Origin of the sequence: Archangium lansingense (assembly GCF_026626635.1) — a bacterium.
GTDB lineage: Bacteria > Myxococcota > Myxococcia > Myxococcales > Myxococcaceae > Archangium > Archangium lansingense.
Window position 1 is genome coordinate 10,877,440 of sequence record NZ_JAPNKA010000001.1, and the last position, 21,915, is coordinate 10,899,354.

General features: G+C 68.6%; 15 protein-coding genes. 9 read left to right on the forward strand and 6 right to left on the reverse strand.

The window, feature by feature from the left end; genetic code table 11:
* Position 1 precedes the first annotated feature (1 nt).
* Positions 2-289 carry a hypothetical protein gene (locus tag OV287_RS43400; protein WP_267539925.1) on the reverse strand — a complete coding sequence of 96 codons (288 nt, stop codon included), beginning with the start codon at positions 287-289 and terminating at the stop codon, positions 2-4.
* Between the two features lie 272 nt (positions 290-561).
* On the opposite strand from OV287_RS43400, the gene OV287_RS43405 reads away from it, so the two are divergent.
* The 3 genes from OV287_RS43405 (at position 562) to OV287_RS43415 (ending at position 2,236) form a co-directional block, all read left to right on the forward strand.
* Positions 562-780 carry a hypothetical protein gene (locus tag OV287_RS43405; protein WP_267539926.1) on the forward strand — a complete coding sequence of 73 codons (219 nt, stop codon included), beginning with the start codon at positions 562-564 and terminating at the stop codon, positions 778-780.
* Positions 781-888: 108 nt separating this feature from the next.
* Positions 889-1,758 carry a nucleotidyltransferase gene (locus OV287_RS43410; protein WP_267539927.1) on the forward strand — a complete coding sequence of 290 codons (870 nt, stop codon included), beginning with the start codon at positions 889-891 and terminating at the stop codon, positions 1,756-1,758.
* Positions 1,759-1,837: 79 nt separating this feature from the next.
* Entirely contained in the window at positions 1,838-2,236 is a 399-nt protein-coding gene (locus tag OV287_RS43415) for a YkgJ family cysteine cluster protein (RefSeq protein ID WP_267539928.1), read from the forward strand.
* 10 nt (positions 2,237-2,246) lie between these two features.
* Here the strand turns inward: OV287_RS43415 and OV287_RS43420 are convergent, their stop codons facing one another.
* A complete protein-coding gene (locus tag OV287_RS43420) occupies positions 2,247-3,338 on the reverse strand; it encodes a sigma-70 family RNA polymerase sigma factor (RefSeq protein ID WP_267539929.1) in 1,092 nt (363 codons plus the stop codon).
* 69 nt (positions 3,339-3,407) lie between these two features.
* Here OV287_RS43420 and OV287_RS43425 point away from each other — a divergent pair, with 69 nt between their 5' ends.
* Complete coding sequence (locus OV287_RS43425) at positions 3,408-5,837, forward strand: DEAD/DEAH box helicase (RefSeq protein ID WP_267539930.1); 2,430 nt, start codon at positions 3,408-3,410, stop codon at positions 5,835-5,837.
* 56 nt (positions 5,838-5,893) lie between these two features.
* On the opposite strand, the gene OV287_RS43430 is transcribed toward OV287_RS43425, so the two are convergent.
* On the reverse strand, positions 5,894-6,682 hold the full coding sequence (locus OV287_RS43430; RefSeq protein ID WP_267539931.1) for a hypothetical protein: 789 nt from the start codon (positions 6,680-6,682) through the stop codon (positions 5,894-5,896).
* A gap of 514 nt (positions 6,683-7,196) precedes the next feature.
* Positions 7,197-7,682 carry a helix-turn-helix domain-containing protein gene (locus tag OV287_RS43435; RefSeq protein WP_267539932.1) on the reverse strand — a complete coding sequence of 162 codons (486 nt, stop codon included), beginning with the start codon at positions 7,680-7,682 and terminating at the stop codon, positions 7,197-7,199.
* Between the two features lie 90 nt (positions 7,683-7,772).
* On the opposite strand from OV287_RS43435, the gene OV287_RS43440 reads away from it, so the two are divergent.
* Positions 7,773-9,002, forward strand: coding sequence for a Glu/Leu/Phe/Val family dehydrogenase (locus OV287_RS43440; protein WP_267539933.1), 1,230 nt, complete (start codon positions 7,773-7,775; stop codon positions 9,000-9,002).
* 81 nt (positions 9,003-9,083) lie between these two features.
* The gene (gene ilvA, locus OV287_RS43445; RefSeq protein ID WP_267539934.1) at positions 9,084-10,298 is read left to right on the forward strand and encodes a threonine ammonia-lyase; all 1,215 of its coding nucleotides are present in this window, start codon (positions 9,084-9,086) and stop codon (positions 10,296-10,298) included.
* Positions 10,299-10,307: 9 nt separating this feature from the next.
* On the opposite strand, the gene OV287_RS43450 is transcribed toward ilvA, so the two are convergent.
* Positions 10,308-12,242, reverse strand: a complete 1,935-nt coding sequence (locus tag OV287_RS43450) for an Imm52 family immunity protein (protein ID WP_267539935.1) — start codon at positions 12,240-12,242, stop codon at positions 10,308-10,310.
* 299 nt (positions 12,243-12,541) lie between these two features.
* Between OV287_RS43450 and OV287_RS43455 the strand changes: the two genes are divergently transcribed.
* Both OV287_RS43455 and OV287_RS43460 read left to right on the forward strand, forming a co-directional pair.
* Positions 12,542-13,906, forward strand: a complete 1,365-nt coding sequence (locus tag OV287_RS43455) for a peptidase MA family metallohydrolase (protein ID WP_267539936.1) — start codon at positions 12,542-12,544, stop codon at positions 13,904-13,906.
* Positions 13,907-14,032: 126 nt separating this feature from the next.
* Complete coding sequence (locus OV287_RS43460; protein WP_267539937.1) at positions 14,033-19,156, forward strand: DUF6982 domain-containing protein; 5,124 nt, start codon at positions 14,033-14,035, stop codon at positions 19,154-19,156.
* Between the two features lie 106 nt (positions 19,157-19,262).
* On the opposite strand, the gene OV287_RS43465 is transcribed toward OV287_RS43460, so the two are convergent.
* Complete coding sequence (locus tag OV287_RS43465; RefSeq protein WP_267539938.1) at positions 19,263-19,901, reverse strand: YceI family protein; 639 nt, start codon at positions 19,899-19,901, stop codon at positions 19,263-19,265.
* Positions 19,902-20,197: 296 nt separating this feature from the next.
* On the opposite strand from OV287_RS43465, the gene OV287_RS43470 reads away from it, so the two are divergent.
* Complete coding sequence (locus OV287_RS43470; protein WP_267539939.1) at positions 20,198-21,838, forward strand: sigma-54-dependent Fis family transcriptional regulator; 1,641 nt, start codon at positions 20,198-20,200, stop codon at positions 21,836-21,838.
* Positions 21,839-21,915 lie beyond the last annotated feature (77 nt).

The following is a 21,915-nucleotide window of genomic DNA, read 5'->3' on the forward strand; positions in this document are numbered from 1 at the left end:
CTCAGATGCCTCCCGATGGCGTCCGCGGTTCCTCGGGCTCGAGGTTCTTGAGGGGCTCCTCCGGGAAGGACTTCAGCTTGAGCAGGCCCGCGAGCACGTGCAGCTTCTCGTGGACCGACTCGTTGCTGTACTCGTGCAGGTCCATCAAGGCCTGGGCGTAGTCTGTGAGCGCGGCCAGCCACTCGTGCAGACTCTCCGGGCTCGTGGGCTTCGCGCGAGCGTCCTCGATTCGTGCGAAGGCTTCGTGCAGCCTGTCGGCCGCGTCGTCCAGGTGCTTGGGAAGTGCCATGGTCGTCTCCCTCTCCCCCACCATGGGACTTGCCCTCCCCGATGTGCCAGGGTGGGGCCGCGTGCCGGAGGGCCCCGCGGACACGCCGGAAGGCGCTCCCCTCTGGCGCCCCGAGGAAGCCTGGCGTCCATGCACCTCCGTACGCCGGGTCGATGGGCGGGCATTCGAGCCTCACCCTTTCGCCACCGCATGCACCCATGAGGAAGCGGACGAATCCTCCAGCTTCGTGACGCGGCCCGTCATGGCCGCGACAAATGGAATGGAGGCCGACCATGCGAGGACGTAAGCGCGTGTGCAAGAAGCACATCAAGCAGGCGGGCTGGAGCATCACCACCGAGGGCCAGCAGGAGCAGGGCTATCACCTGGAGCTCCATGGTCCGCGAGGGGAGCAGATGAAGGTCGATGCCCCCAACAAGGCCCGCGCCTACCGCCATGCGGAGCGGCAGGTGAATGGCTCGGAACCGGGAAGGGCGCTCTGGGCGAGGCCATGAGTCGCTCCACTCGCCAGAGGAGCAGCCGGGCGGGCTGGAGCACCGTTTGCCGTCCTGCCCCCATCGGTCCCCAGTCCTAACCTACCTGCCAGGACACCGGAGCGTGCCATGAGCATTCAAGAGAACGAGCAGCCGACTGTTGGGCAGGGCAGCAGCCAGGACACTCCCGAACAGTCGAGCAGGCCAAGCAAGGCGCCGCCGCCCATGCAGGCGGATCAGCGTCCTCCCATCGAGCGCGGTGCGCACCTGCTGGCGCTCAGCACGCTCAAGAACGCCGAGATTCCCTTCGTGGTCGCGGGCGCCTATGCGCTCCACCTCTATACGGGCATCTACCGCGACACCAAGGACCTGGACATCTTCCTCAAGCGCGAGCACGTGGAGCGCGCGATGGAGTCCCTGCACACCATGGGCTTCGAGACGAAGATGCATGACCCCGTGTGGATCGCGAAGGCCTACGCCAACGACGAGTACTTCGCCGACCTCATCTTCAGCTCGGGCAACGGCGTGGCGGTAGTGGATGACCATTGGATCGACGAGGCCCACCCGGGCGTCATCCACGGGCTGCCCATCCTGGTGGCGCCTCCCGAGGACATCATCTGGTCCAAGGCCTTCGTCTGCGAGCGCGAGCGCTTCGACGGCACCGACATCAACCACCTCATCCTCGCCCGCGGCAAGCAGATGGACTGGAAGCACCTGATGGCGCGATTCGACCCGCACTGGGAGGTGCTCCTGGCCCACGTGACCTTTTACCGCTTCAGCTACCCGGGCCAGCGCGACCATGTGCCCCGCTGGGTCTGGGACGAGCTGCTCGAGCGAGCCCGCGACCAGCACAACGAGCCCGAGAAGAAGAAGCTCTGCCGGGGAATGTTGATCGCCAAGGGGCAGTACAGTGTGGATGTCGAGCACTGGGGCTATACCGACGCCCGCATCGAGGAGGTTGCGACGTTCCGCGACTACCAGGAGGCGAAGAAGGACTGAGGCGCACGGCGAGGCCCTTGCTCGATAGGCTGTTCACCACTAGCAAGGGGACTTCTCGCTCCCCGGAAGCCGTGCCCTGATGCCCCTGTCCACGCTCTGCCTGCGCTGCGGTCTGTGCTGCGACGGAACCCTCTTCACCCACGTCCCGCTGCGCAGCACCGAGACCGGTCCCTTGAAGGCCCTGGGGCTGCCCGTGAAGGAGCGCGAGGACGGCACGCCCATCCTCCCGCAGCGCTGCGCGGCGTTGGACGGACGGAAGTGCACCGCCTACGCGGCGCGTCCCGAGGAGTGTCGCCGCTACCACTGCCACCTCTTCAGCGCGCTCTCCGAGGGGGAGGTGTCCCTCGAGGAGGCGCTCTCGGTGGTGGATGGGGCCCACGCCCTGCTCGCCTCCGCGAATGGAGAGCGTGGACCCGAGGTCGAGGACTACCTCGACCGTCACTTCCGGGGCCGGCACCGGCGCAACACGGCGCAGTAGCCCCGCCCGCTCACCCCTTGGGGTTGGCCACCAGGTCGAAGTCCGGAATGTGCTCGCGCATGTAGTCGCGCATCCGGTTGATGAGCGCCGCTTCGATCTGCCTCGCCCGCTCGCGGCTCACCCCGTACTTGTCCCCGATGTCCTGGAGCGTCAGCGGCTCGTCGGAGATCAGCCGGTTCTCGAAGATGTAGCGCTCCTTGCCCTCCAGCGACTGGGCGAAGTCCTGCAGCTTCTCGCGGAACAGCGCCTTGAGCTGCTCGTTGCCCAGCCGCTCCTCGGCGCCGACCGACGAGGACGGCAGGAACCGGTCCATCCGCGTCGCCGTCGAGTCGTCTCCTCCCACCGGCGCGTCCAGCGACATCTCGTCGTGGCCCAGCCGCTGGTCCATCTCCACCACGTCCTGCTCGGAGACGTTGAGGCGCTCGGCCAGCATCTTCGGCGTCACCTCGAAGCCCTGCGCCATCAACCTGTCCTGCTCCTGGCGCAGCTTGAAGAAGAGCTTCCGCTGGGCTTCCGTCGTCCCCAGCTTCACCATCTTCCAGTTGTCCATGATGTAACGCAGGATGTAGGCGCGTATCCACCAGGCGGCGTAGGAGCTGAGCTTCACCCCCCGCTCCGGGTCGTACTTCTTCACTGCCTGCATCAGCCCGATGTTGCCCTCCTGCACCAGGTCCAGCAAGGACAGGGGGTTACGGTGGTACTCGTGTGCCAACTTCACCACCAGTCGCAGGTTGGCCGCCACCAGCCGGTAGGCCGCCTTCACGTCCCCCGTGTCCCGGAAGTGCCTGGCCAGTGACACCTCCTCCTCCCGGCTGAGCAGGGGGTGGCGCTGCACCTCGTTCATGTAGGCCTGGAGGGGGTCGGTCCGGGCCAGCCCCGTCTCCCCCGCCTTCACCAGGGCAGCCCTAGGGGGCCGCGGGACCTCCTCCACCTCGGCCTCTACCTCCTCCAGCTCCTCGGGGGCGGGCTCCAGGGATTCGGGTTCCACCTCGGCGGACTCGGCCTCCACCACCTCGGCTTCCTCGGGGGGCGGGGCGGCGGCGGGCCGCTTCGCCCGGGTCCTCGTCCCCGTTCCTGCCGTCTTCTTCCTCCCAATCGCCATGAGGAGTTCCTTAAGCAAAGTGAGCCGATTGTTGCCAGAGCCTAATGCAGGGGTTATGCCCCAAGCTTGATGAGTGACCTTCAATCTCCGGACCAGCCGGAAACCACTGCCGAAGCCCCGTCGCGCCCCGCCGAGTACGTCGCGGACGTCAGCTTCGATGACCTGAACCTGTCCGAGCCCCTCCGTCGCGGCATCGCGGACCGTGGCTATACCAACCCCACCCCTGTCCAGGCCAAGGCCTTTGGCCCCGTCATGCAGGGCAGGGATCTCATCGTGCGCAGCAAGACCGGCACGGGCAAGACGGCCGCCTTCGGCCTCCCCCTGCTGGAGAAGATCTCCCCCGAGGACAAGCGCGTGCGCGCCCTCATCCTCTGCCCCACCCGCGAGCTGGCCCTCCAGGTGTCCGAGGAGCTGGCCGCCCTGGGCAAGCACAAGGGCGTCAAGGTGGCCGCCATCTACGGCGGCGCCTCCATGAAGCAGCAGGAGGACGCCCTCGAGGAGGGCACCCAGATCATCGTGGGCACGCCCGGCCGGGTGTTCGATCACATCAACCGCGGCAACCTCAAGCTCGAGGGCTGCACCCACGCGGTGCTCGATGAAGCCGACGAGATGCTCAACCAGGGCTTCTACGAGGAAGTCACCCGCATCCTCGACCGCCTTCCGAAGGACCGGCAGGTGCTGCTCTTCAGCGCCACGGTGCCCACGGACATCCAGAACCTGATTGCCCGGTACACGACGAACGCGGAGACGCTGCTGCTCTCCGGCGACGTCTTCACCGTCGAGCACATCCACCACATCCGCTACGACGTGTCGGACGCGCTGCCCAAGCCGCGCAACCTCATCTACGTGCTGGAGGCGGAGGAGCCGCAGAACGCCATCATCTTCTGCAACACCCGGGATGACACGGCGCTGGTGACGGCGGTGCTCAACCGCAACGGCTTCGACGCGGAGCTGCTCAACGGAGACCTGCCGCAGAAGGAGCGCGAGCGGGTGATGGGCAAGGTGAAGCGCGGGGAAGTGGCCTTCATGGTGGCCACGGACATCGCGGCGCGCGGCATCGACATCTCCGGCCTCGAGTACGTCATCAACTACTCGCTGCCCGAGGATCCGGCCGTGTACCTGCACCGGGTGGGCCGCACCGGCCGCATCGGCAACAAGGGCACCGCCATCAACCTCTTCTCCGGCCGCGAGCTGGCCACGTACACCACGCTGGAGAAGAAGTTCGGCATCAAGTTCGAGAAGCGCGAGATGCCCGCCCCCGAGGAGGCCATGCGCCTGTGGGCCGAGCGCCACGTGCGTGAAATCCGCGAGGCCGCCTCCGGCGCCATCTTCGAGGGCTTCCTGCCCCTGGCCGCGCAGCTCAAGGCCCGGCCGGATGCGGATGACCTGATGGCCTTCCTGCTGAAGTACTTCTTCAGCCACCTGCGCATGGAGAAGGCACAGGCCGCCCAGCAGGCCGAGCGTCCCGAGCAGGAGCCCAAGCCCGAGGGCCGCCGCAAGGACCGCGAGCGCGAGCGTCCCCGTGACCGCGAGCGGGATCGGGACAGGCCGCCGCGGCGCGAGGAGCGCCGGGAGTCCCGTGGGGAGCCGTCCGGCGAGTCGCGTGAGCGCGGCGAGCGGGGTGACAAGCGCCGCCGTGAGCGCCCCGAGCGGAGTGAGCGCGGCCCTGCGTCCATCGAGGCCGGCCCCGGCGAGGTGAAGCTGTGGGTCAACCTGGGCACCGAGGATGGCCTTGGGCCTGGCAGCATCGTCACTGCCCTGGAGGAGTCAGGCGCTCCCGCCAACAAGGTGGTGCGTGCCGACCTCAAGCCCGGCTTCGCCTACGTCTTCATCGCCGAGGAGGACCTGGCGGGCTTCGAGGCCCTCACCGGCAAGACGTACAAGGACAAGACGCTGAAGGTGGAGAAGAGCCGGCCGCGCGGCGAGCGCGATCCGAACCGGCCGCCGCCCTCTCCCGACGCCGGCCCTGGCGAGGTGAAGCTGAAGTTCAACCTCGGCATGAACGACGGCCTGGACGAGGCGAAGTTCATCGCCGCCCTGGAGGCCGCTGGCGCTCCTGCGGGCAAGGTGAACAAGGCGCTGCTCCGTCCCGACTACGGCTACGCCTACGTGCCCGAGGCGGAGGCTCCCGCCTTCGAGGGCCTCGCTGGCAAGCAGCACGGCGAGAAGGCGCTGAAGGTGGATAAGCACCGGCCTCGCGGCACCCGCGAGCGTCCTCCGCGCCGTGAGCGCTCCGAGCGTCCCGAGTCCACGCCCGAGGTGCCCGGCCAGGCGCGCCTGTGGGTGGGCCTGGGCCGCTCCGAGGTGCAGGACGAGGCCGCCGTCACCAGCACCCTGGAGTCCATGGGGGCTCCTGCGGGCAAGGTGCAGCGCGTGGAGCTCAAGCCCACCTACTCGTACGTCTTCGTCGCCGACGAGGATGTGCCGGCCTTCGAGGCCCTCAACGGCAAGCAGCACGGCGAGAAGACGCTGAAGCTGGAGCGGGCCCGGCGCCGGTAGTCGGGGCGAAGTGCGCCACGCGGCACGGGATGCACCCTCACGTCATGTGGGGGGCATCAAGTCCGCGCTCTACTGAGTTGGAGGACGCGGCTGATGGCCGCGTGCTGCGTGTCATCGGGCGTCCCGATGAGCACCGTGCCATCCGGCAGGAGGACCTGGAACTTATCGTCGGCGGTGAGGCCGTGGGTCACCTCGGAGAAGGACCAGCGGGAGCCTCCACCGGCGGGGGTGAGCCGCTCCAGGCACCTGTCGAACTCCGCCTCGGGGAGCAGTTGTAGCTGTTGCAGCAGCATGCTCGGGGTCAACCCGTAAAGATTGTCGGGAGCTTCGCGGAACAATACCCGCACCATGCTCCAGATGTGCCTGTCCTCGAGGAAGATGAGCTGGCCGGGGCGCATCACGAGCACTCCGGAGTAGCGCCCCTTGAACAAGCCGGCCTTCTCGCGACGCACGGCGGTGAACATGGCCAGGGCGTACGTGGGAGCGCTCTGAGCCTGTCCGCGCAACTCAGGCAGCCCACGCAGTGTGAGCACCACTCTCAGGCCCTCGAGATTCTTCATCCCCACCAGGAACGACCTCGGCCCGCCCTCCCGCCGCACGACCAGCCCGCCCCTGACAACAAGGGGATTGGTGAAGGCGTAACGGAGCGAGTCCAAAGCCAGCTGTTTCACCTGGCCACGTGCCGTGCGCCACACCAGCCTCCGAGGCGTGAGCCAGAACCGTGTCCGCCACCGCAGGAGCCCCAGGAGCAGGGGTAGGCCCACGAGGATGAGGAAGCCTGAAACCTGGTACCCCAGTTGCGTCAGGCCGAGCGCGCGGGCGGGAATGGCCCAGAACATACTCAAGAGGAACGCGGCCTGGCCGCCCGCTAAGTAGTCGACTCCCCCTGTCAGGAGCACGGGCTCTGCCTCACCGGGAACCTGGAGGAGCGGCGCGCGCGCCCAGGCTTCCAAGCGCGCAAGTGCCTCCGTGAAGGTCCACGCCCCCTCTGGCTCCCAGAAGGCCAACCGCTGGCGCACACGCTTCCGCAGCCGAGCGTCCAAGGCGTGAAGCTGACGGGTAAGGCGGTGCAGGGGATGATGCTCGGGCCAGGACTCCTGGCGCAGCCGGTGCTCGACACGCTCGAGGGCCTGCGCGAGCGGAGCTTCCAGCTCCCTCACCCGCCGCGGCAGCTCGGGGTCACGCTGGAGGTGATGTCTCCACCGGAAGGAGTCGAGCCCCTTCAACAGGGCCGCCTTGTGGGCCAGGGCCCGTTCGAGCACCTCCCAGGAGCCCTCGAGCTGGACGCGCAGCTCCTCTGGCGAGCGATGGGAAGACCCGGCAGCGGGTCGGAGCGAGGCACGCGAGGACATGAGGTGGTCAGGACGCGGGGGGCTTCGCCCGGCGTGCGCGGTGGTAGTGCGCCACGCACAGCTCCTTGGCCAGCACCGGCTTCCCGCAGTCCGGCTCCTTGCAGCGCGGCGCCTCCTCGGTGGGTAGCTCCTCGGACGCCCGCTCGGTGAACATGGCCTCCGCCACCGCCAGCAGCCGGTCCACCTCGGCCCTCGTCAGCTGGCGTGCCCGTGCGAACTCCACCAGCCGGTGTGCCCCCGCCGCCTCGTCCTCTTCCACCCGGAAGAGCTCCGCCAGGGGCACTCCCAGCGCCCCTGCCACCTGAACCAGCGTCTCGTAGCTGGGGCTGCGCTCCCCTCGCTCCAGCAGCGACGCGAAGCTCACCGAAATACCACTCCGCTCGGCGAACTCCTCCTGCGTCAGGCCCCGCCGCTCGCGCAGGCCCCGGATGCGCCTCGCGAGCCCCTGCAGGTGCCCGCTCGTATCCTGGGCTGGCGGGGAACTGGAGCGCATCGCCAACCCATGTTAGCGCACCCCATCTGTTAAGGTCTCGCGCCGTCGTCCGTCACCCCCGCGGAGCCGACCCAGGAGAGCACCCCGGCCATGCACGCCCTCGAAGGGATTCACTACTACTTCCGCAAGGCCGCGCGCATCATGGACGTAGGCGAGCGCATCGAGACGCTGCTCGCCACTCCCCTTCGCGAGGTCAAGGTCCAGGTCTCCATCGAGCTCGACAACGGGGAGATCCGCACCTTCATCGGCTACCGCACCCAGCACGACAACAGCCGCGGCCCCATGAAGGGCGGCTTGCGCTACCACCCCACCATCACCCAGGACGAGTGCGTGGCGCTCGCCTCGCTGATGACGTGGAAGACGGCCGTGGTGAACCTCCCCTATGGCGGCGCCAAGGGCGGCATCGCGGTGGACCCTACCCAGCTCTCCCTCAAGGAGATGGAGCGGCTCACCCGCAAGTACGTGGACCAGATACAGGACGTCATCGGTCCTACTCGCGACATCGCCGCCCCCGACATCAACACCAACCCCCAGGTGATGGCGTGGTACATGGACCAGTACTCGCGCTACCACGGGCACTCGCCGGCCGTCGTCACCGGCAAACCCCCGGAGCTCTACGGCACCCGAGGCCGTGACTCAGCCACCGGGCGCGGCCTGCTCTACATCACCCGCGAAATCCTCCGCGACGCGGGCATGCCGATGAAGGGCACGCGCTTCGCCATCCAGGGCTTCGGCAACGTGGGCAGCCATACCGCGCAGCTCCTCTGGCAGGACGGAGGCGTGGTGGTGGCCGTGTCGGACGTGTACGGCGGCGTGTACAACCCGCAGGGCCTGGACGTCCCCGGCCTCTTCGAGCACGTGAAGCGCACCGGCACCGTCACTGGCTTCGGCGGCGGCCAGGCCTGCGCCAGCCAGGATGTGCTCGTCTCCGACTGCGACGTCCTCATCCCCGCCGCACTCGGTCATGCTTTGAACCGCAACAACGCCAACGCGGTGCGAGCCCGGCTCATCATCGAGGGCGCCAACGGCCCCACGGACCCCGAGGCCGACGAGATGCTCGACAAGCGCGGCGTACTGGTGGTGCCGGACATCCTGGCGAACGCGGGCGGTGTGACGGTCAGCTACTACGAGTGGGTCCAGAACCTCCAGCACCTCTCCTGGGAGGAGGACCGGGTGAACGCCGAGCTGGAGAAGACGATGAAGGAGGCGTACGACCGGGTGGCGCAGCTGGCGCGCTCGCGCAAGGTGACGTTGCGCACCGCGGCATTCATCCTGGCCATCGGCCGCGTGGGAAAAGCCACGGTGTTGCGCGGTATCTGACGAGCAACCGGGCAGCCGTCAGCCCGAGGCGCCCTCCCCTTTCGCCCTGGCGGCGCATCGGTTATCAGGCGCGACATATCCATGGTCACGCTCCAGCAAATCGAAGACGCCCAGCAGCGCATTGGTGACGCCGTCTACCGCTCTCCCTGCCCGAAGTCGGAGCAGTTCAAGGAGCTCACGGACAGCGCGGCCCTGTTCTGCAAGCTGGAGAACCTGCAGCGCACGGGTGCCTTCAAGGAGCGCGGGGCGCTCAACAAGCTGCTCACCCTCACGCCGGACGAGCGGGCCCGCGGCATCATCGCCGCCTCGGCAGGCAATCACGCGCAGGGGCTCGCCTACCACGCGGGCCGCCAGGGGGTGAACACCACCATCGTCATGCCCGAGCGCACCCCGCTCATCAAGGCGACGCGCACGCGCTCCTACGGCGCCAAGGTGGTGTTGCACGGCGCCAACTTCGACGAGGCCTACGCCGAGGCCCTGCGCATCCAGGACCGGGAGAACCGCGTCTTCATCCACCCCTTCAATGATCCGCTCGTCATCGCCGGCCAGGGCACCATCGGCCTGGAGCTGCTCGAGCAGTGCCCGTACATGGACATGGTGGTGGTGCCCATCGGTGGCGGCGGACTCATCTCCGGCGTGGCGTGCGCGCTCAAGGAGACCAACCCGCGCATCAAGGTGATTGGCGTGCAGGCGGCGGCCATCGCGAGCATGAAGGCCTCGGTGGACGCGGGCAAGCTGGTGGATCTGCCGGCGGGGACCACCATCGCGGACGGCATCGCGGTGAAGCGCCCCGGCGAATACACCTACGAGATGATCCGCCGCTACGTGGACGACATCGTCACGGTGGATGAGGAGGAGATCGCCAACGCCATCCTCCTGCTCCTGGAGCGGGAGAAGTCGGTGGTGGAGGGCGCGGGCGCGGTGGGCCTGGCGGCGCTCATCAACGGGAAGATTCCCTCGGCGCGCGGGCGCAAGGTGGTGCTGCTCATCTCGGGCGGCAACATCGACGTCAACCTGGTCAGCCGCATCATCGAGCGCGGCCTGGTGAAGGACGGGCGTCTGGTGCGGCTGGTGGTGCGCATGCCGGACCGGCCGGGGATGCTCGCGCGGCTCACGGCGGAGATCGCTCAGGCAGGCGCCAACGTGGTGGAGATCTACCACAACCGCGCCTTCTCGAAGGCGGGCCTGGGCGAGGTGGCGGTGGAGGTGACGCTGGAGACGCGCGGCCGCGGCCACATCGAGGAGCTGATCGGCAGCCTGGGACAGAAGGGCTGGCAGGTCGCGGAAGAGACGTGAGGACCGCGGTCACGCGGGAGGCGGGGGTTGCCGTTCTACCACCCGCCTGAGCAGACCGCGCTCCGCGAGTAGCAGCTGGATCCGGTGGCCCAAGGCAACGTGCTCGGGGTTCGCCGCGCGAAAAGGCTCCGGGCCGAGGGTGATGAGCGTGCCCTTGTCCTCGATTGGCTCTACGCGCACGGGTTCCGGTAGGGGCGGCACCTCACCGCGCTGGCGCGAGAAGTACGTCAGCCAGCCCACGAAGGTGCCCACGGAGCCTTGCTGTGACAGCGCATCCCGGAAGTCGTCGGAGACGAGGACGGCCCAATCCGGCTCCCAGGCCAGGACCATGGCGCGCATGACGCCGGTGGGCACCGGGAGGGTGAGCAGGCGGTCCAACCCCGGTCCTGGCGAGGGGAAGTAGAGAATGCTGCTGTTCGGAACCGCCTCGGCGGGTGTTCCACACCGAAGCATGACCATCCCACCTTCCTGATTCACAGGAACGTGGCCCGTCCAGGCGTCGAAACTGACACCCCCCTCTTCATCCTCGTACTGCTTCTTGCCAAAAAGGCGCACGAAGGTGTCGTAGGTGGGCTCGATCTGGAGTTGGAGAGAGCGCTTCCTGGAGGTGTGCTTTTCGTACCAGCGGCTGTAATCGGGGTGGCAAATGGACAGGAGGCGGAAGAAGGTCTCCGCACGCCGGGCACACTCCTGGACCGGCTCCGGGCGGCATCCCCAATAAGCTGCTGCGTAGTAGGTCTCGCTCACGGGTCCACTAGCCTCGGGCCCGAAGAAATGGTCGTACCCGAGTCCCTTGGCCTCCAGCAGCGTGCCAGTCTTGGGGTCATACCCGTCGTACTCCACGCACTTGCCATTGCGGCAGACCTTGTAGCACCACCCCTTGGGCGCGCCTGTCACCTGGGCCTGATAGTCCCTGGCTCGCTCGGACATGCTGGTGGTGTCTTCCACCCATTGACCAGGTCCACCGACGGGAGGCTCCCAACCCCCATCGCCTCCGGCGGCCATGTGGAGGATGGAAATGGCGCCTACTCCCGCGCCGAGCGTCGTTGTCACCGTCCCCCCCGACACCACCACCAGCCGCTCCGCCAGCTCGCCCCGAGCCGTGAGCGACAGCACTCGCATCTCCATGCCCAGCTCGCCCATGCGCCCCACGGTGCCAGCCGTCCCCGCTGCGCCGCCGTACATCATGAGCAGGTGCGTGGACAGCCGCGCCGCTTCGCGTATCTGGTCCTGCAAGGACATGGCGCCGTAGCGCGCGAAGTACTCGGGTGAGGAGGAGATCAGCTGGGCCACCGCGGTAGGCAGTTGGGTGAGGCCCTCCACGGTATGGATGGGGTCGAGGACGGACTCGGCAAGCGCCAAGACCAGTTCCCCCATCGCATCCTGCGCCCCGTCCAGCGCGGCGTTGAGCGGATCTCGCCCCAACCCCACCTCGGCCCAGGGAGACGTGTCGATGCGTTGGAGCGCATCATCCACCGGGAAGAGGACACCACTGTGCGAATGGTAGAAGGCGCCCACCACGAGGCGGCCCACCTTGAACACTCCCTCTTCCAGCTTCACCTGCCCCAGGCGTTGGATGGGTTGGCCATTGAGTGCCACCACGAGATAGCCATCCGGGCGCACCACCGTCAGGAAGTGGAAGCGCTCGGTGCGGCGCAATAGCTCCGCGTACGCCACGCGCTCGCCACCCGCGAGTACCTCTCGCAGCAGCCAGGAGAGCACCAGGCGCGGACCGAAGTTCCGCTGCGTCACCGTCGTCTTCGTCAGCCTGTCCCGGAGTTGATGCGCTTGCGTCACGTAGAGCGCCGCGCCCGCTGGGTGACGGGCTTTGGCCTCCAGGCCACTCACCTCCTGCAACACCTGGAAGGCATCCGCCTCCTGCTCGAAGAAGCCGCCCGCGCTGCCCTCCGCCTCTGCCCATGTGCGCGACGCCGCTGCATGCACTGGGCTGGCTCGAGTGGTGGCGCACCCGCTCAGCACCAACACAACCAGGGCCAGGAGACTCGAACGAGCGCGACACCACGCTTCACGTGAACCCGAACTCATGAACGCAGGGGACATGCTCGCATCCTCGAAGAGGGCACCACTGGTAGACGTCTACCAGCGCTGTAGGCAGCTATGCGACACCACTGATAGGCGTCTACCAGTGAAGCAAGAGCCGAAGGTCCTCGCTCGAGCTGCCCCCTCTGCCCTCGCGGGCTCCTCTTCGCCCGGGCAGATGGGCTCGGCCATAATCGCGGGCCATGCGCGCCCTGCTCCTCCTCGCCCTACTGTCCTCCAATCCGCCCACGCCCGCGGAGGCCCAGAAGCTCGCGGCCCAGCGTGCTTGGGAGGACCTCTACCTCGCCTGGTCCGCCGTGGACCCCAAGGGCTACTCCCAGCCCGATCGCCGCACCATCTCCGCCTCGCTCAACAAGGGTTGCGAGGCCCTCGCCAGCTCCGATGCCGTGATGGCGTACTCGCTCGGCGAGCGCGCGGCACTCTTCGATGAGACGGCCCCGGCCCTGCGCTGCCTGGCCCGCACCGCGCTCACCACCGATCAGCGCGGCACCGCCGAGGATGCTCTGCGCCGTGGCCTGGAGCACTTCCCCAAGGACGGCCACTTCGGACTGGAGCTGGGTCGGCTCCTGCTCGAAGACAAGGATCCCCAGGGCGCCCTCGCGGCACTGGGCAAGGTGCCGCCGCGCTCGCCCGAGGCAGCCAAGGCCAAGGCCCTCATGCAGAAGGCTCGCGCCGCCTCCAGCGAAGAGAACGCCGCCCGCGCCCAGGCCCGCGCCATCGAGCGGCGCTTCACCGGCGAGACCGAGAACACCCCCCAGGGCTCCGTCGAGCCCGCCTCCGCGTCCACCAGCCTCTCCTATGAGTCCGGCGTGTCCGCGGACGGCATGCGCACCCGCTCCAACAGCCGCTTCGTGGTGAAGTACTTCAACAACGCGCGCGACTTCGGCCAGCGCGCCGAGTACGAGGGCCGCATCGTCTCCACACTCGACGAAGCCCATGCCCATACCCGCCAGGTGCTGGGCGAGGCGCGCGAGTCCCCCGTGGACGTCGTCCTCTACACCCGCGAGGAGTTCCGCACCCACCAGGGCGCGGCGCTCGCGCGCATGGTGGCCGGGCTGTACTCGGCCGGCGCCATCCGCATCAACGACGCCGCCGAGCTCACCCAGCAGACCAAGGCCACCCTCGTCCACGAGTACGTGCACGCCCTGGTGGATGAGCTGGTGCGCGCCGCCGAGGGGGGCCAGCACGTCCCCATCTGGCTCAACGAGGGCCTTGCCGAGTACGTGGAATGGCGCTACCTCGGCAGCGATAAACCACCCCACGGCCTGGCCACCCGCATGCGCGCCGCCGCCCAGGCCGGTCAGCTCCCGCGCCTCGCCAACATGTCCGGCGGGGCCCTCATCCAGCAGCGCGACCCGGCCCTGGCCTATGGGACCTCGGCCGTGGCCGTCCGCGAGCTGCTGAACGAGGGAGGGCCTGGCCGCCTGCTCGAGCTCATCCGCGAGGTGGGCCGGGGCACGCCCTTCGACGAGGCCCTCCGGCAGCGCTATGGCCGCGGTGTGCCCGAGCTGGACGAGGCCGTCCAGGCCGCTCTCTCGCGGAGGTAACAGGCAGGCGGAATCCGCGTTCGCGAAGTTTACCCCTCCCCCTGAGTCCCCTACACTCGCGCACGGAAATTTTTTGCAATGGCGCTGCGGCTGGAGTCCCGGCCCCGAGTCCGCAGCGAGGTGACGATGTCCGACACGCGTGCGGCGATGAGGGAGTTTCGCTTCCTGGATGAGAAGCGGACGCGGGGGAATCTCTCCCCCTCGGAGGAGACTCGTTGGAACGAGTTGTGGGGGCTCCTGGGTGACCAGGGGCAGCCCACGCACGAGCATGCCGCGGTCATGGACCCCGCTCAGCAGCCCCAGGGCTACTACGGTGAAGATGGCCAGTGGTACGCCTACCCTGCCGGTTACGACCCCAATCAGGGTTACGCGGGCTACGATCCCAACCAGGGCTACGATCCCAACCAGGGCGACGCGCAGCAGCCCCAGGGCTACTACGGCGAAGATGGCCAGTGGTACGCCTACCCCGCCGGTTACGACCCCAACCAGGCCGCGGGCTACGACCCCAACCAGGGCTACGATCCCAATCAGGGTTACGACCCCAACCAGGGCTACGCGCAGCAGCCCCAGGGCTACTACGGCGAGGATGGCCAGTGGTACGCCTACCCCGCCGGTTACGACCCCAACCAGGCCGCGGGCTACGACCCCAACCAGGGCTACGACCCCAACCAGGGTTACGCGGGTTACGATCCCAACCAGGGCTATGCCGCCCCGCAGCAGGGCGAGGCCTACCCGAGCGACCCGCAGCAGCCCTACGACGCCGGACAGCAGTCCGAATCCGCTTACGCCTCGCCGGTGCCCGGGTACGTGCCGCAGCAGCCGCAGCCGATGCCGGATCCGGTCAAGCTCAGCCTCGAGAGCGAGAACCTCGAGGTCCCCGCGCTGAACGAGCCCGCTCCCTGGGAGGAGCCCGCGCCGGAGCCTCAAGCTCAGGCCGAGAGCAGCTCCGAGCCGATGATGCTCGATGAGGCGGAGCCCGCCACCGAGGACGTCCTCGAGGTGACTGACACCGACGTCTCGCCCGTCAGCGAGGCCATCCCCATCCCCGAGAGCGTTCCCGAGTCGGTCGACATGAGCGACTGGAACGACGTCACCGCGCCCTCGGCGGCCTCGCTCGCGGCGCGGCATCAGGAGTACGCGGCCGAGTCCCAGCCGGAGACCTCGGACCCCATCGAGCTGGGCGAGGACGACTTCTCCGCGCTCAACTCCGACCTGCAGAATCCCGCTGCCGCCTCGGCGCCGCCCGTGGCCGAGCCGTCGCTGGCCCCCATCCGGACCATCGAGATCCAATCCACCGACATCGAGCTGCTCGATGCCGATGCCGATGCGCCGCTCGCGGCCGAGCCGGTGTTCGCCGAAGACTCCACGCCTCCTGTTGCCGACGAGTGGGCCTCCGCGCCGCTCGCGGTGGACTCGGAGCCGGGCACCTCGCCGCGCGTCACCGACATCGAGAACCTGGACCCCGCCCAGAGCGATGAAGACCGGATGGAGATCACCGCGTCGTACGCGATCCCCGCGTACCCGGTGCCCTCACCTGAAGCGGAGCCGCTCCCCACCCTGGAGGCGAGCGACGTCCAGTCCGAGGCCTCCGCGGCCGACGGAACGCCCACGTTCGATGTCTCCGAGCTCGAGGCCTCGCCGGGCCAGGACGCGGCCCCCGCGGCCGAGACGCCCTGGGAGACCTCTGCCGAGGAGTCCGCGACCAGCGGTGACTCGGAGCCGCCCACGTTCGACATGGCGGAGGTTGGCGCCGAGGTCGAGCCCCCAGCTCCCACCTCGGACTTTGGGTATGGCGAGCGGGTGACCACGCTGGACCTGCACCCCGTGCAGGTGGCGCCCGACCTGCAGGCGGACACCGTCGAGGTCGCGGACTCGTTCGACCCCGAGGCCGCACGGCCCTCGGAGTGGGGCGCGCAGACGGACACGCTCGAGGCGATGCCCGCGGACGAGCAGACATACGCGTCGGGCAACCCGGATGACACCGTCCCGCTCGCCAGTGCCTCCGACTTCCTGGGTCACTCGGAGCAGACGGGTACAAGCGTTTCGGACGAGCCCGTCCCGCTCGAGACGATGGATGCGAGCGGAAGCGAGAGCGAGAGCACCGGGGAGAGCCTCCAGTTGGAGAGCGCCGCGGAGTACATGAGCTCTCCGCAGTTCGCGACGGACAGCGCGACCTGGGGCCACCAGCCGGAGACCCCGGCCGAGACCGAAAGCACCTCGGCGTACGGTGCACCCTTGAGCGGGGACGAGGGCCTGCCAGCCGTCGACGCCCAGCCCGAGTGGACGACGTCTGACGACGGACAGGCCGCCATCGAAGTCCAGGGCGAGTGGATGACCTCCGAGCCCGCCGCTGCCACCGAGGCCCAGCCCGGATGGGAAGCGCCGCCCGAGGAGCAGCCCGTGCTGGAGGCGCAGGCCGAGTGGACGACCACCGAGCCCCAGCCCGTCCTCGAAGCGCAGGCCGAGTGGACCACTCCTACCGAGGAGCAGCCCGCTGCCGAGGCCCAACCTGAGTGGGCGACTCCTGCCGAAGAGCAGCCCGTGATGGAGGCGCAGGCCGAGTGGGCCACTCCTGCCGAGGAGCAGCCTGTTCTCGAAGCGCAGTCCGAGTGGGCTACGCCAGCTGAAGAGCAGCCCGTGATGGAGGCGCAGTCAGAGTGGGCCACTCCCGCTGAAGAGCAGCCCGTGATGGAGGCTCAGGCCGAGTGGACCACTCCCGCTGCGGAGCAGCCCGCTGCTGAGGCCCAGCCCGAGTGGGGCACTCCTGCCGAGGAGCAGCCTGTTCTCGAAGCGCAGGCCGAGTGGGCTACGCCAGCTGAAGAGCAGCCCGTGATGGAGGCGCAGGCGGAATGGGCTACTCCTGCTGAGGAGCAGCCTGCTGCCGAGGCCCAGGCTGAGTGGGCCACTCCTGCCACGGAACAGCCTGTAATGGAGGCTCAGCCCGAGTGGGCCACTCCCGCTGAAGAGCAGCCTGTCATGGAGGCTCAGCCCGAGTGGGCCGCTCCTGCCGAGGAACAGCCTGTGATGGAGGCTCAGGCTGAGTGGGCCGAACCTGCCGCAGAGCAGCCTGTGATGGAGGCTCAGCCCGAGTGGGCCGCTCCTGCTGAGGAGCAGCCCGTGATGGAGGCTCAGCCCGAGTGGGCCGCTCCTGCTGAGGAGCAGCCTGTGATGGAGGCTCAGGCTGAGTGGACCGCCCCTGCTGAAGAGCAGCCCGTGATGGAAGCGCAGGCTGAGTGGGCCACTCCTACTGAAGAGCAGCCCGTGATGGAGGCTCAGCCCGAGTGGACCGCCCCCGCTGAAGAGCAGCCCGTGATGGAGGCTCAGGCTGAGTGGACCGCCCCCGCTGAAGAGCAGCCTGTGATGGAGGCTCAGCCCGAGTGGGCCACTCCTACTGAAGAGCAGCCTGTGATGGAGGCTCAGCCCGACTGGGCCGCTCCCGCTGAAGAGCAGCCTGTGATGGAGGCTCAGCCCGAGTGGGCCGCTCCCGCCGAAGAGCAGCCCGTGATGGAAGCGCAGGCTGAGTGGGCCACTCCTACTGAAGAGCAGCCTGTGATGGAGGCTCAGCCCGAGTGGGCCGCTCCCGCTGAAGAGCAACCCGTGATGGAGGCTCAGCCCGACTGGGCCGCTCCCGCTGAAGAGCAACCCGTGATGGAGGCTCAGCCCGACTGGGCCGCTCCTGCTGAGGAGCAGCCTGTGATGGAGGCTCAGCCCGACTGGGCCGCTCCCGCTGAAGAGCAGCCCGTGATGGAGGCTCAGGCCGAGTGGGCCGCGCCCGCAGAGCAACAGCCGTGGATGGCTGCCGCCGCGCCGGCGGAGAGCACCGAGCCGCAGTCCGAGTGGGCTTCGAACGAAGCCACGCAAGACTGGAGCGCCACTTCGGAAGCCGCGCCAAGCGCGGATTGGAACGCCTCCGCCGAGGGACAAGGCGGGTGGAGCGCACCCGTCGAAGAGGCGCAGCCGGAGTGGGCAACGTCGGAGTCCTCCGAGGCTCCGGCCGTTGCGTCCGAATGGAGCGATCCTGCCACGGACGCGCAGCCGCTCATGGAGGCGGCGCCCGTGGAACAGGCAGCGACCTGGGGCAGCGAGTCTTCGGCTCAGGGCGAGTGGTCCAGCGCTCCTGCAGACAACGCGTGGGGCGAGCCCGCTCCAGAGGCCTCGAGCTGGGATGCGCAGCAGGCCAGTGGCACGCAGACCGACTGGAACGCGCCCACCACCGAGAACCAGGGAGAGTGGGGAGCCACGGCCCAGGATGCCGAGCCCGTGAGCTCCGACCGAGATCCGTCCCTGTTCGGCGCGAGCACCAGCTGGTCCGCCGACGCGCCGGAGCCCGAGGCACAGCCGCACTGGTCCAGCCAGCAGGAGGCTCCGGCGTGGGGTCACGGCGACAGCCACGCCACTCCCGCCGAGGAGCTGGCCAGCCCCCAGCCGCCCGCCTTCGATCGGCCCACGACGGAGAATGACATCCCCATCATGGAGATGGAGCCCGAGCTTCCCGTCATGGAAGCCGAGCCCGAGCTGCCCGTGATGGAGGTCGAGCCCGAGATGACGGAGATCGAGCTCTCGGAGGACAGCGTGGAGCTGCCTCCCGCGGCGGTGCCAGTCATCGTCCCGCCTCCTGCGCCCGTGGCCCCCGCCCCGGTGGCGAGGAGCGCGCCGGCGCCCGTGCAGCCTCCGGCTCCGAGGATGCCCGCCGCTCCCCCGCCGCCTCCTGCCGCCGTGGCGACCCCGAGGGCAGCACCCGCGGCTCGGCCCGTCTCCGCCGCGCCGGCGGCTCAGGTGCTCGTGCCTGGGGCGCCGCCGCCTCGCGCGACGCTCAATGCCATCCCAGCCGTGCCGGCCAGCTCGTCCGCCGCGGCCGTCATCGCTCCCATCAATGCGTTCATCGAGGGCGAGCACCGGGTCATCATTCACACGGTGGAGGGCCAGGTGAAGCGCGGCGCCATCCGCGACGTGAACCTGCTCGACGAGGTCATCCCGCTCGAGCAGCAGACCGGCTTCGCCCCCGAGCGCATTCCGGTCTCCCGCGTGAAGGCCATCTTCTTCATGCTGGCCACGGGCAGCCGTCCGCCACAGCCGGATGGACGGCAGAAGGTCCGCATCACCTTCACCGACGGGCGCCAGGTGGCCGGCTTCTCCGACGACTACAAGAACTCGGGCCAGGGCTTCTTCGTCATCCCCGCGGACACGCGCACCAACACCTCGCGCATCTTCATCTACCGCGCCAGCGTGCAGGCCGTCGCCGAGGGCTGAGCCCCACGCCCCACCGCCGGTGGCCTCACGCACCGGCGGTTCCCACCAAAATAAAAGAGGGGCCTCGTCACCGAGGCCCCTCCGGACTCACGCCCTGCTCAGCTGACTACTTCTTGCCAGCAGCCGGCTTGGCCGCGGGGGCCGCCGGAGCCGCGGGGGCCTTCTTGTTCAGCTCGAGGTCCAGCGTGATGGTGACCTCCTCGCCCACCGCCACGCCGCCGGTCTCCAGCACGCTGTTCCAGCCCAGACCGAAGTCCTTGCGGTTGATCTTCGTGGTGGCCGTGCCGCCGCGCTTGATGTTGCCCCAGGGATCCTTCGCCTCCGTGGTGAAGCCCTCCACGTCCAGCGTCACCGGCTTGGTCACGCCGTGCATGGTGAGGTCACCCGTCACCTTCAGGTTCTGACCGGCCTTCTCCACCTTGCTCGACTTGAAGATGATGGTGGGGAACTTCGCGGTGTCGAAGAAGTCCGCGCTGCGCAGGTGCTCGTCGCGCTTGGGCTCGTTGGTGTTGATGGTGGTGGCGTCGATGGTCGCCTCCACGGTGGACTTGGTGATGTCCTTCTCGTCGATGTTGGCCGAGCCAGTCACCTTGGAGAAGGCGCCGCGCACGTTGGACACCATCATGTGCTTCACGGAGAACTGCGCGGCCGAGTGGGCCGAGTCGATCGCGAACTCGGCGGCGAAGGCCATCGACGGGGAAGCGAGCACGAGGGCGGCAACGACGGGCTTGAAGGACAGCTTCATGTGTTTCTCTCCAGTGAACTGCGTACAGCGGGGTTTCAGCCACGCGGCGTCAGGCCGCGCGGGGACAAAAGCGAGGAGCGGAAGCTACTCCGGTGAACTGACATGCCGCGAGGTTCCAAGTGCCGGGGTCCTCGCGCCGATTCAGCTCCGAACTCTTCTCGTGGTGACTCCATAGCAACCCTCGGGCCAGGAAACCCAACGCTCCAACCCATTGAAATTCCTTATCTCCTCTACTTCAGCTCGCGTCACGGCTCTCAAAACGATAGACAATCCCATCATCCTGAGAGGGAGGAGCCGTGGCGCCGAAACTGGAGCTGAACCTGAGCGAGCTGCTGACGTTTGATCCAAACGGGGGGCTCATCCACTTCGCGGGCCAGCGGGTGCTGCTGTTGGACCCGGTGGCGCTGGGGCTGCTGCGCAAGGAGCTCATCGGGACGGTGGGGATGACGGCGGCGAGGGGCATCCTCACGCGGCTGGGCTTCGCGCACGGCTGGCGGACGGCGGAGACGATGAAGAGCGCCTTCCCGTGGGAGGACGAGTCTCAGTGGCGCCGGGCGGGCGGGCGGCTGCACACGCTGCAGGGACAGGTGGTGTTGGAGCCGGTGGAGCGCCGCGCGGAGGACGGCCCGGAGCCCTTCGCCGAGGCGATGTGGCACCACTCATACGAGGCGGAGCAGCACCTGCTGCACCTGGGCAAAGCGGAGGAGCCCGTGTGCTGGGCGCTGACGGGCTTCGCCAGTGGCTACATGAGCTACTGCAACGGCAAGCCGGTGTACTGCATCGAGACGCGCTGCGTGGGCAAGGGAGACCCGGTCTGCCAGATCATGGGGAAGCCGGAGGAGGAGTGGAGCCCCGAGTGCCGCGAGGCGCTGCGCTTCTACGAGACGCAGTGCATGGAGGGGGCGCTGGCGCAGGTGACGGATGCGCTGAAGCAGGCCGAGCGCAAGCTGAGGGCGAAGCGCCAGTCGCTGGCGCGGGTGTCGGGAGTGCCGGAGGACCCAGCGGGCATGGTGGCGCGCACCGAGGAGATGAAGCAGGTGCTGAGCCTGGCGAAGCGGGCGGCGAAGGTGGACTCGACGGTGCTCATTACCGGCGAGAGTGGCGTCGGCAAGGAGCGGGTGGCGCGACTCATCCACGAGGAGTCGGGGCGGGCACACAAAGCCTTCGTGGCGGTGAACTGCGCGGCGGTGACAGAGAGCCTGCTGGAGAGCGAGCTGTTCGGCCACGCGCGAGGGTCCTTCACGGGAGCCACGCATGACAGGCCGGGCCTCTTCGAGGCGGCACATGGGGGCACGCTCTTCCTGGACGAGGTGGGCGAGGTGCCGGCGTCGATGCAGGCCAAGCTGCTGCGAGCGCTGCAGGAGAAGGAAGTGCGGCGCGTGGGAGAGAACCAGAGCCGCAAGGTGGACGTGCGGGTGGTGGCGGCCACCAACCGCAACCTGGCGGCGGAAGTGGTGGCGGGCCGCTTCCGGCAGGACCTCTACTACCGCCTGCGGGTGATTGAATTGAAGGTGCCGCCACTGCGGGAGCGGCGCGACGACATCCTGCCGCTCGCGCGGATGCTGCTGGCAGAGGCGACGGAGCGGCTGGGGCGGCGGGTGTCGGGACTGTCACCGGAGGCAGCGGACCAGCTGCTGCGCTACGGGTGGCCGGGCAACGTGCGCGAGCTGGGCAACGCCATTGAGCGCGCGGTGGCGTTGAGTGAGGGCAACCGGGTGGAGAAGGACGATCTCCCGGAGGAGGTGCGGGCAGCGCCGCCGAGCCTGGTGCCGGGAGAGTCGCCGCGGACGCTGGAGGCGATGGAGCGCGAGTACATCCTGGCGGTGCTGGCGCGGAACGGAGGAAACCGGGCGCGTACGGCGGAGCAGCTCGACATCGGGGTAGCCACGCTCTACCGCAAGCTCAAGCAGTACGGAGAACCCGAGGCCCCCAACTGAGCCCCCTCCCCCCAACTGAGCAAGCACCCCTCTCCCCTCGGGAGAGGGACGGGGTGAGGGTATCTCGGCCCCCGGGT

Coding starts and splice junctions, on each gene's coding strand:
- OV287_RS43400 (WP_267539925.1), bottom strand. CDS start 289: ATGGCACTTCCCAAGCACCTGGACGACGCGGCCGACAGGCTGCACGAA.
- OV287_RS43405 (WP_267539926.1), top strand. CDS start 562: ATGCGAGGACGTAAGCGCGTGTGCAAGAAGCACATCAAGCAGGCGGGC.
- OV287_RS43410 (WP_267539927.1), top strand. CDS start 889: ATGAGCATTCAAGAGAACGAGCAGCCGACTGTTGGGCAGGGCAGCAGC.
- OV287_RS43415 (WP_267539928.1), top strand. CDS start 1,838: ATGCCCCTGTCCACGCTCTGCCTGCGCTGCGGTCTGTGCTGCGACGGA.
- OV287_RS43420 (WP_267539929.1), bottom strand. CDS start 3,338: ATGGCGATTGGGAGGAAGAAGACGGCAGGAACGGGGACGAGGACCCGG.
- OV287_RS43425 (WP_267539930.1), top strand. CDS start 3,408: ATGAGTGACCTTCAATCTCCGGACCAGCCGGAAACCACTGCCGAAGCC.
- OV287_RS43435 (WP_267539932.1), bottom strand. CDS start 7,682: ATGCGCTCCAGTTCCCCGCCAGCCCAGGATACGAGCGGGCACCTGCAG.
- OV287_RS43440 (WP_267539933.1), top strand. CDS start 7,773: ATGCACGCCCTCGAAGGGATTCACTACTACTTCCGCAAGGCCGCGCGC.
- ilvA (WP_267539934.1), top strand. CDS start 9,084: ATGGTCACGCTCCAGCAAATCGAAGACGCCCAGCAGCGCATTGGTGAC.
- OV287_RS43455 (WP_267539936.1), top strand. CDS start 12,542: ATGCGCGCCCTGCTCCTCCTCGCCCTACTGTCCTCCAATCCGCCCACG.
- OV287_RS43460 (WP_267539937.1), top strand. CDS start 14,033: ATGTCCGACACGCGTGCGGCGATGAGGGAGTTTCGCTTCCTGGATGAG.
- OV287_RS43465 (WP_267539938.1), bottom strand. CDS start 19,901: ATGAAGCTGTCCTTCAAGCCCGTCGTTGCCGCCCTCGTGCTCGCTTCC.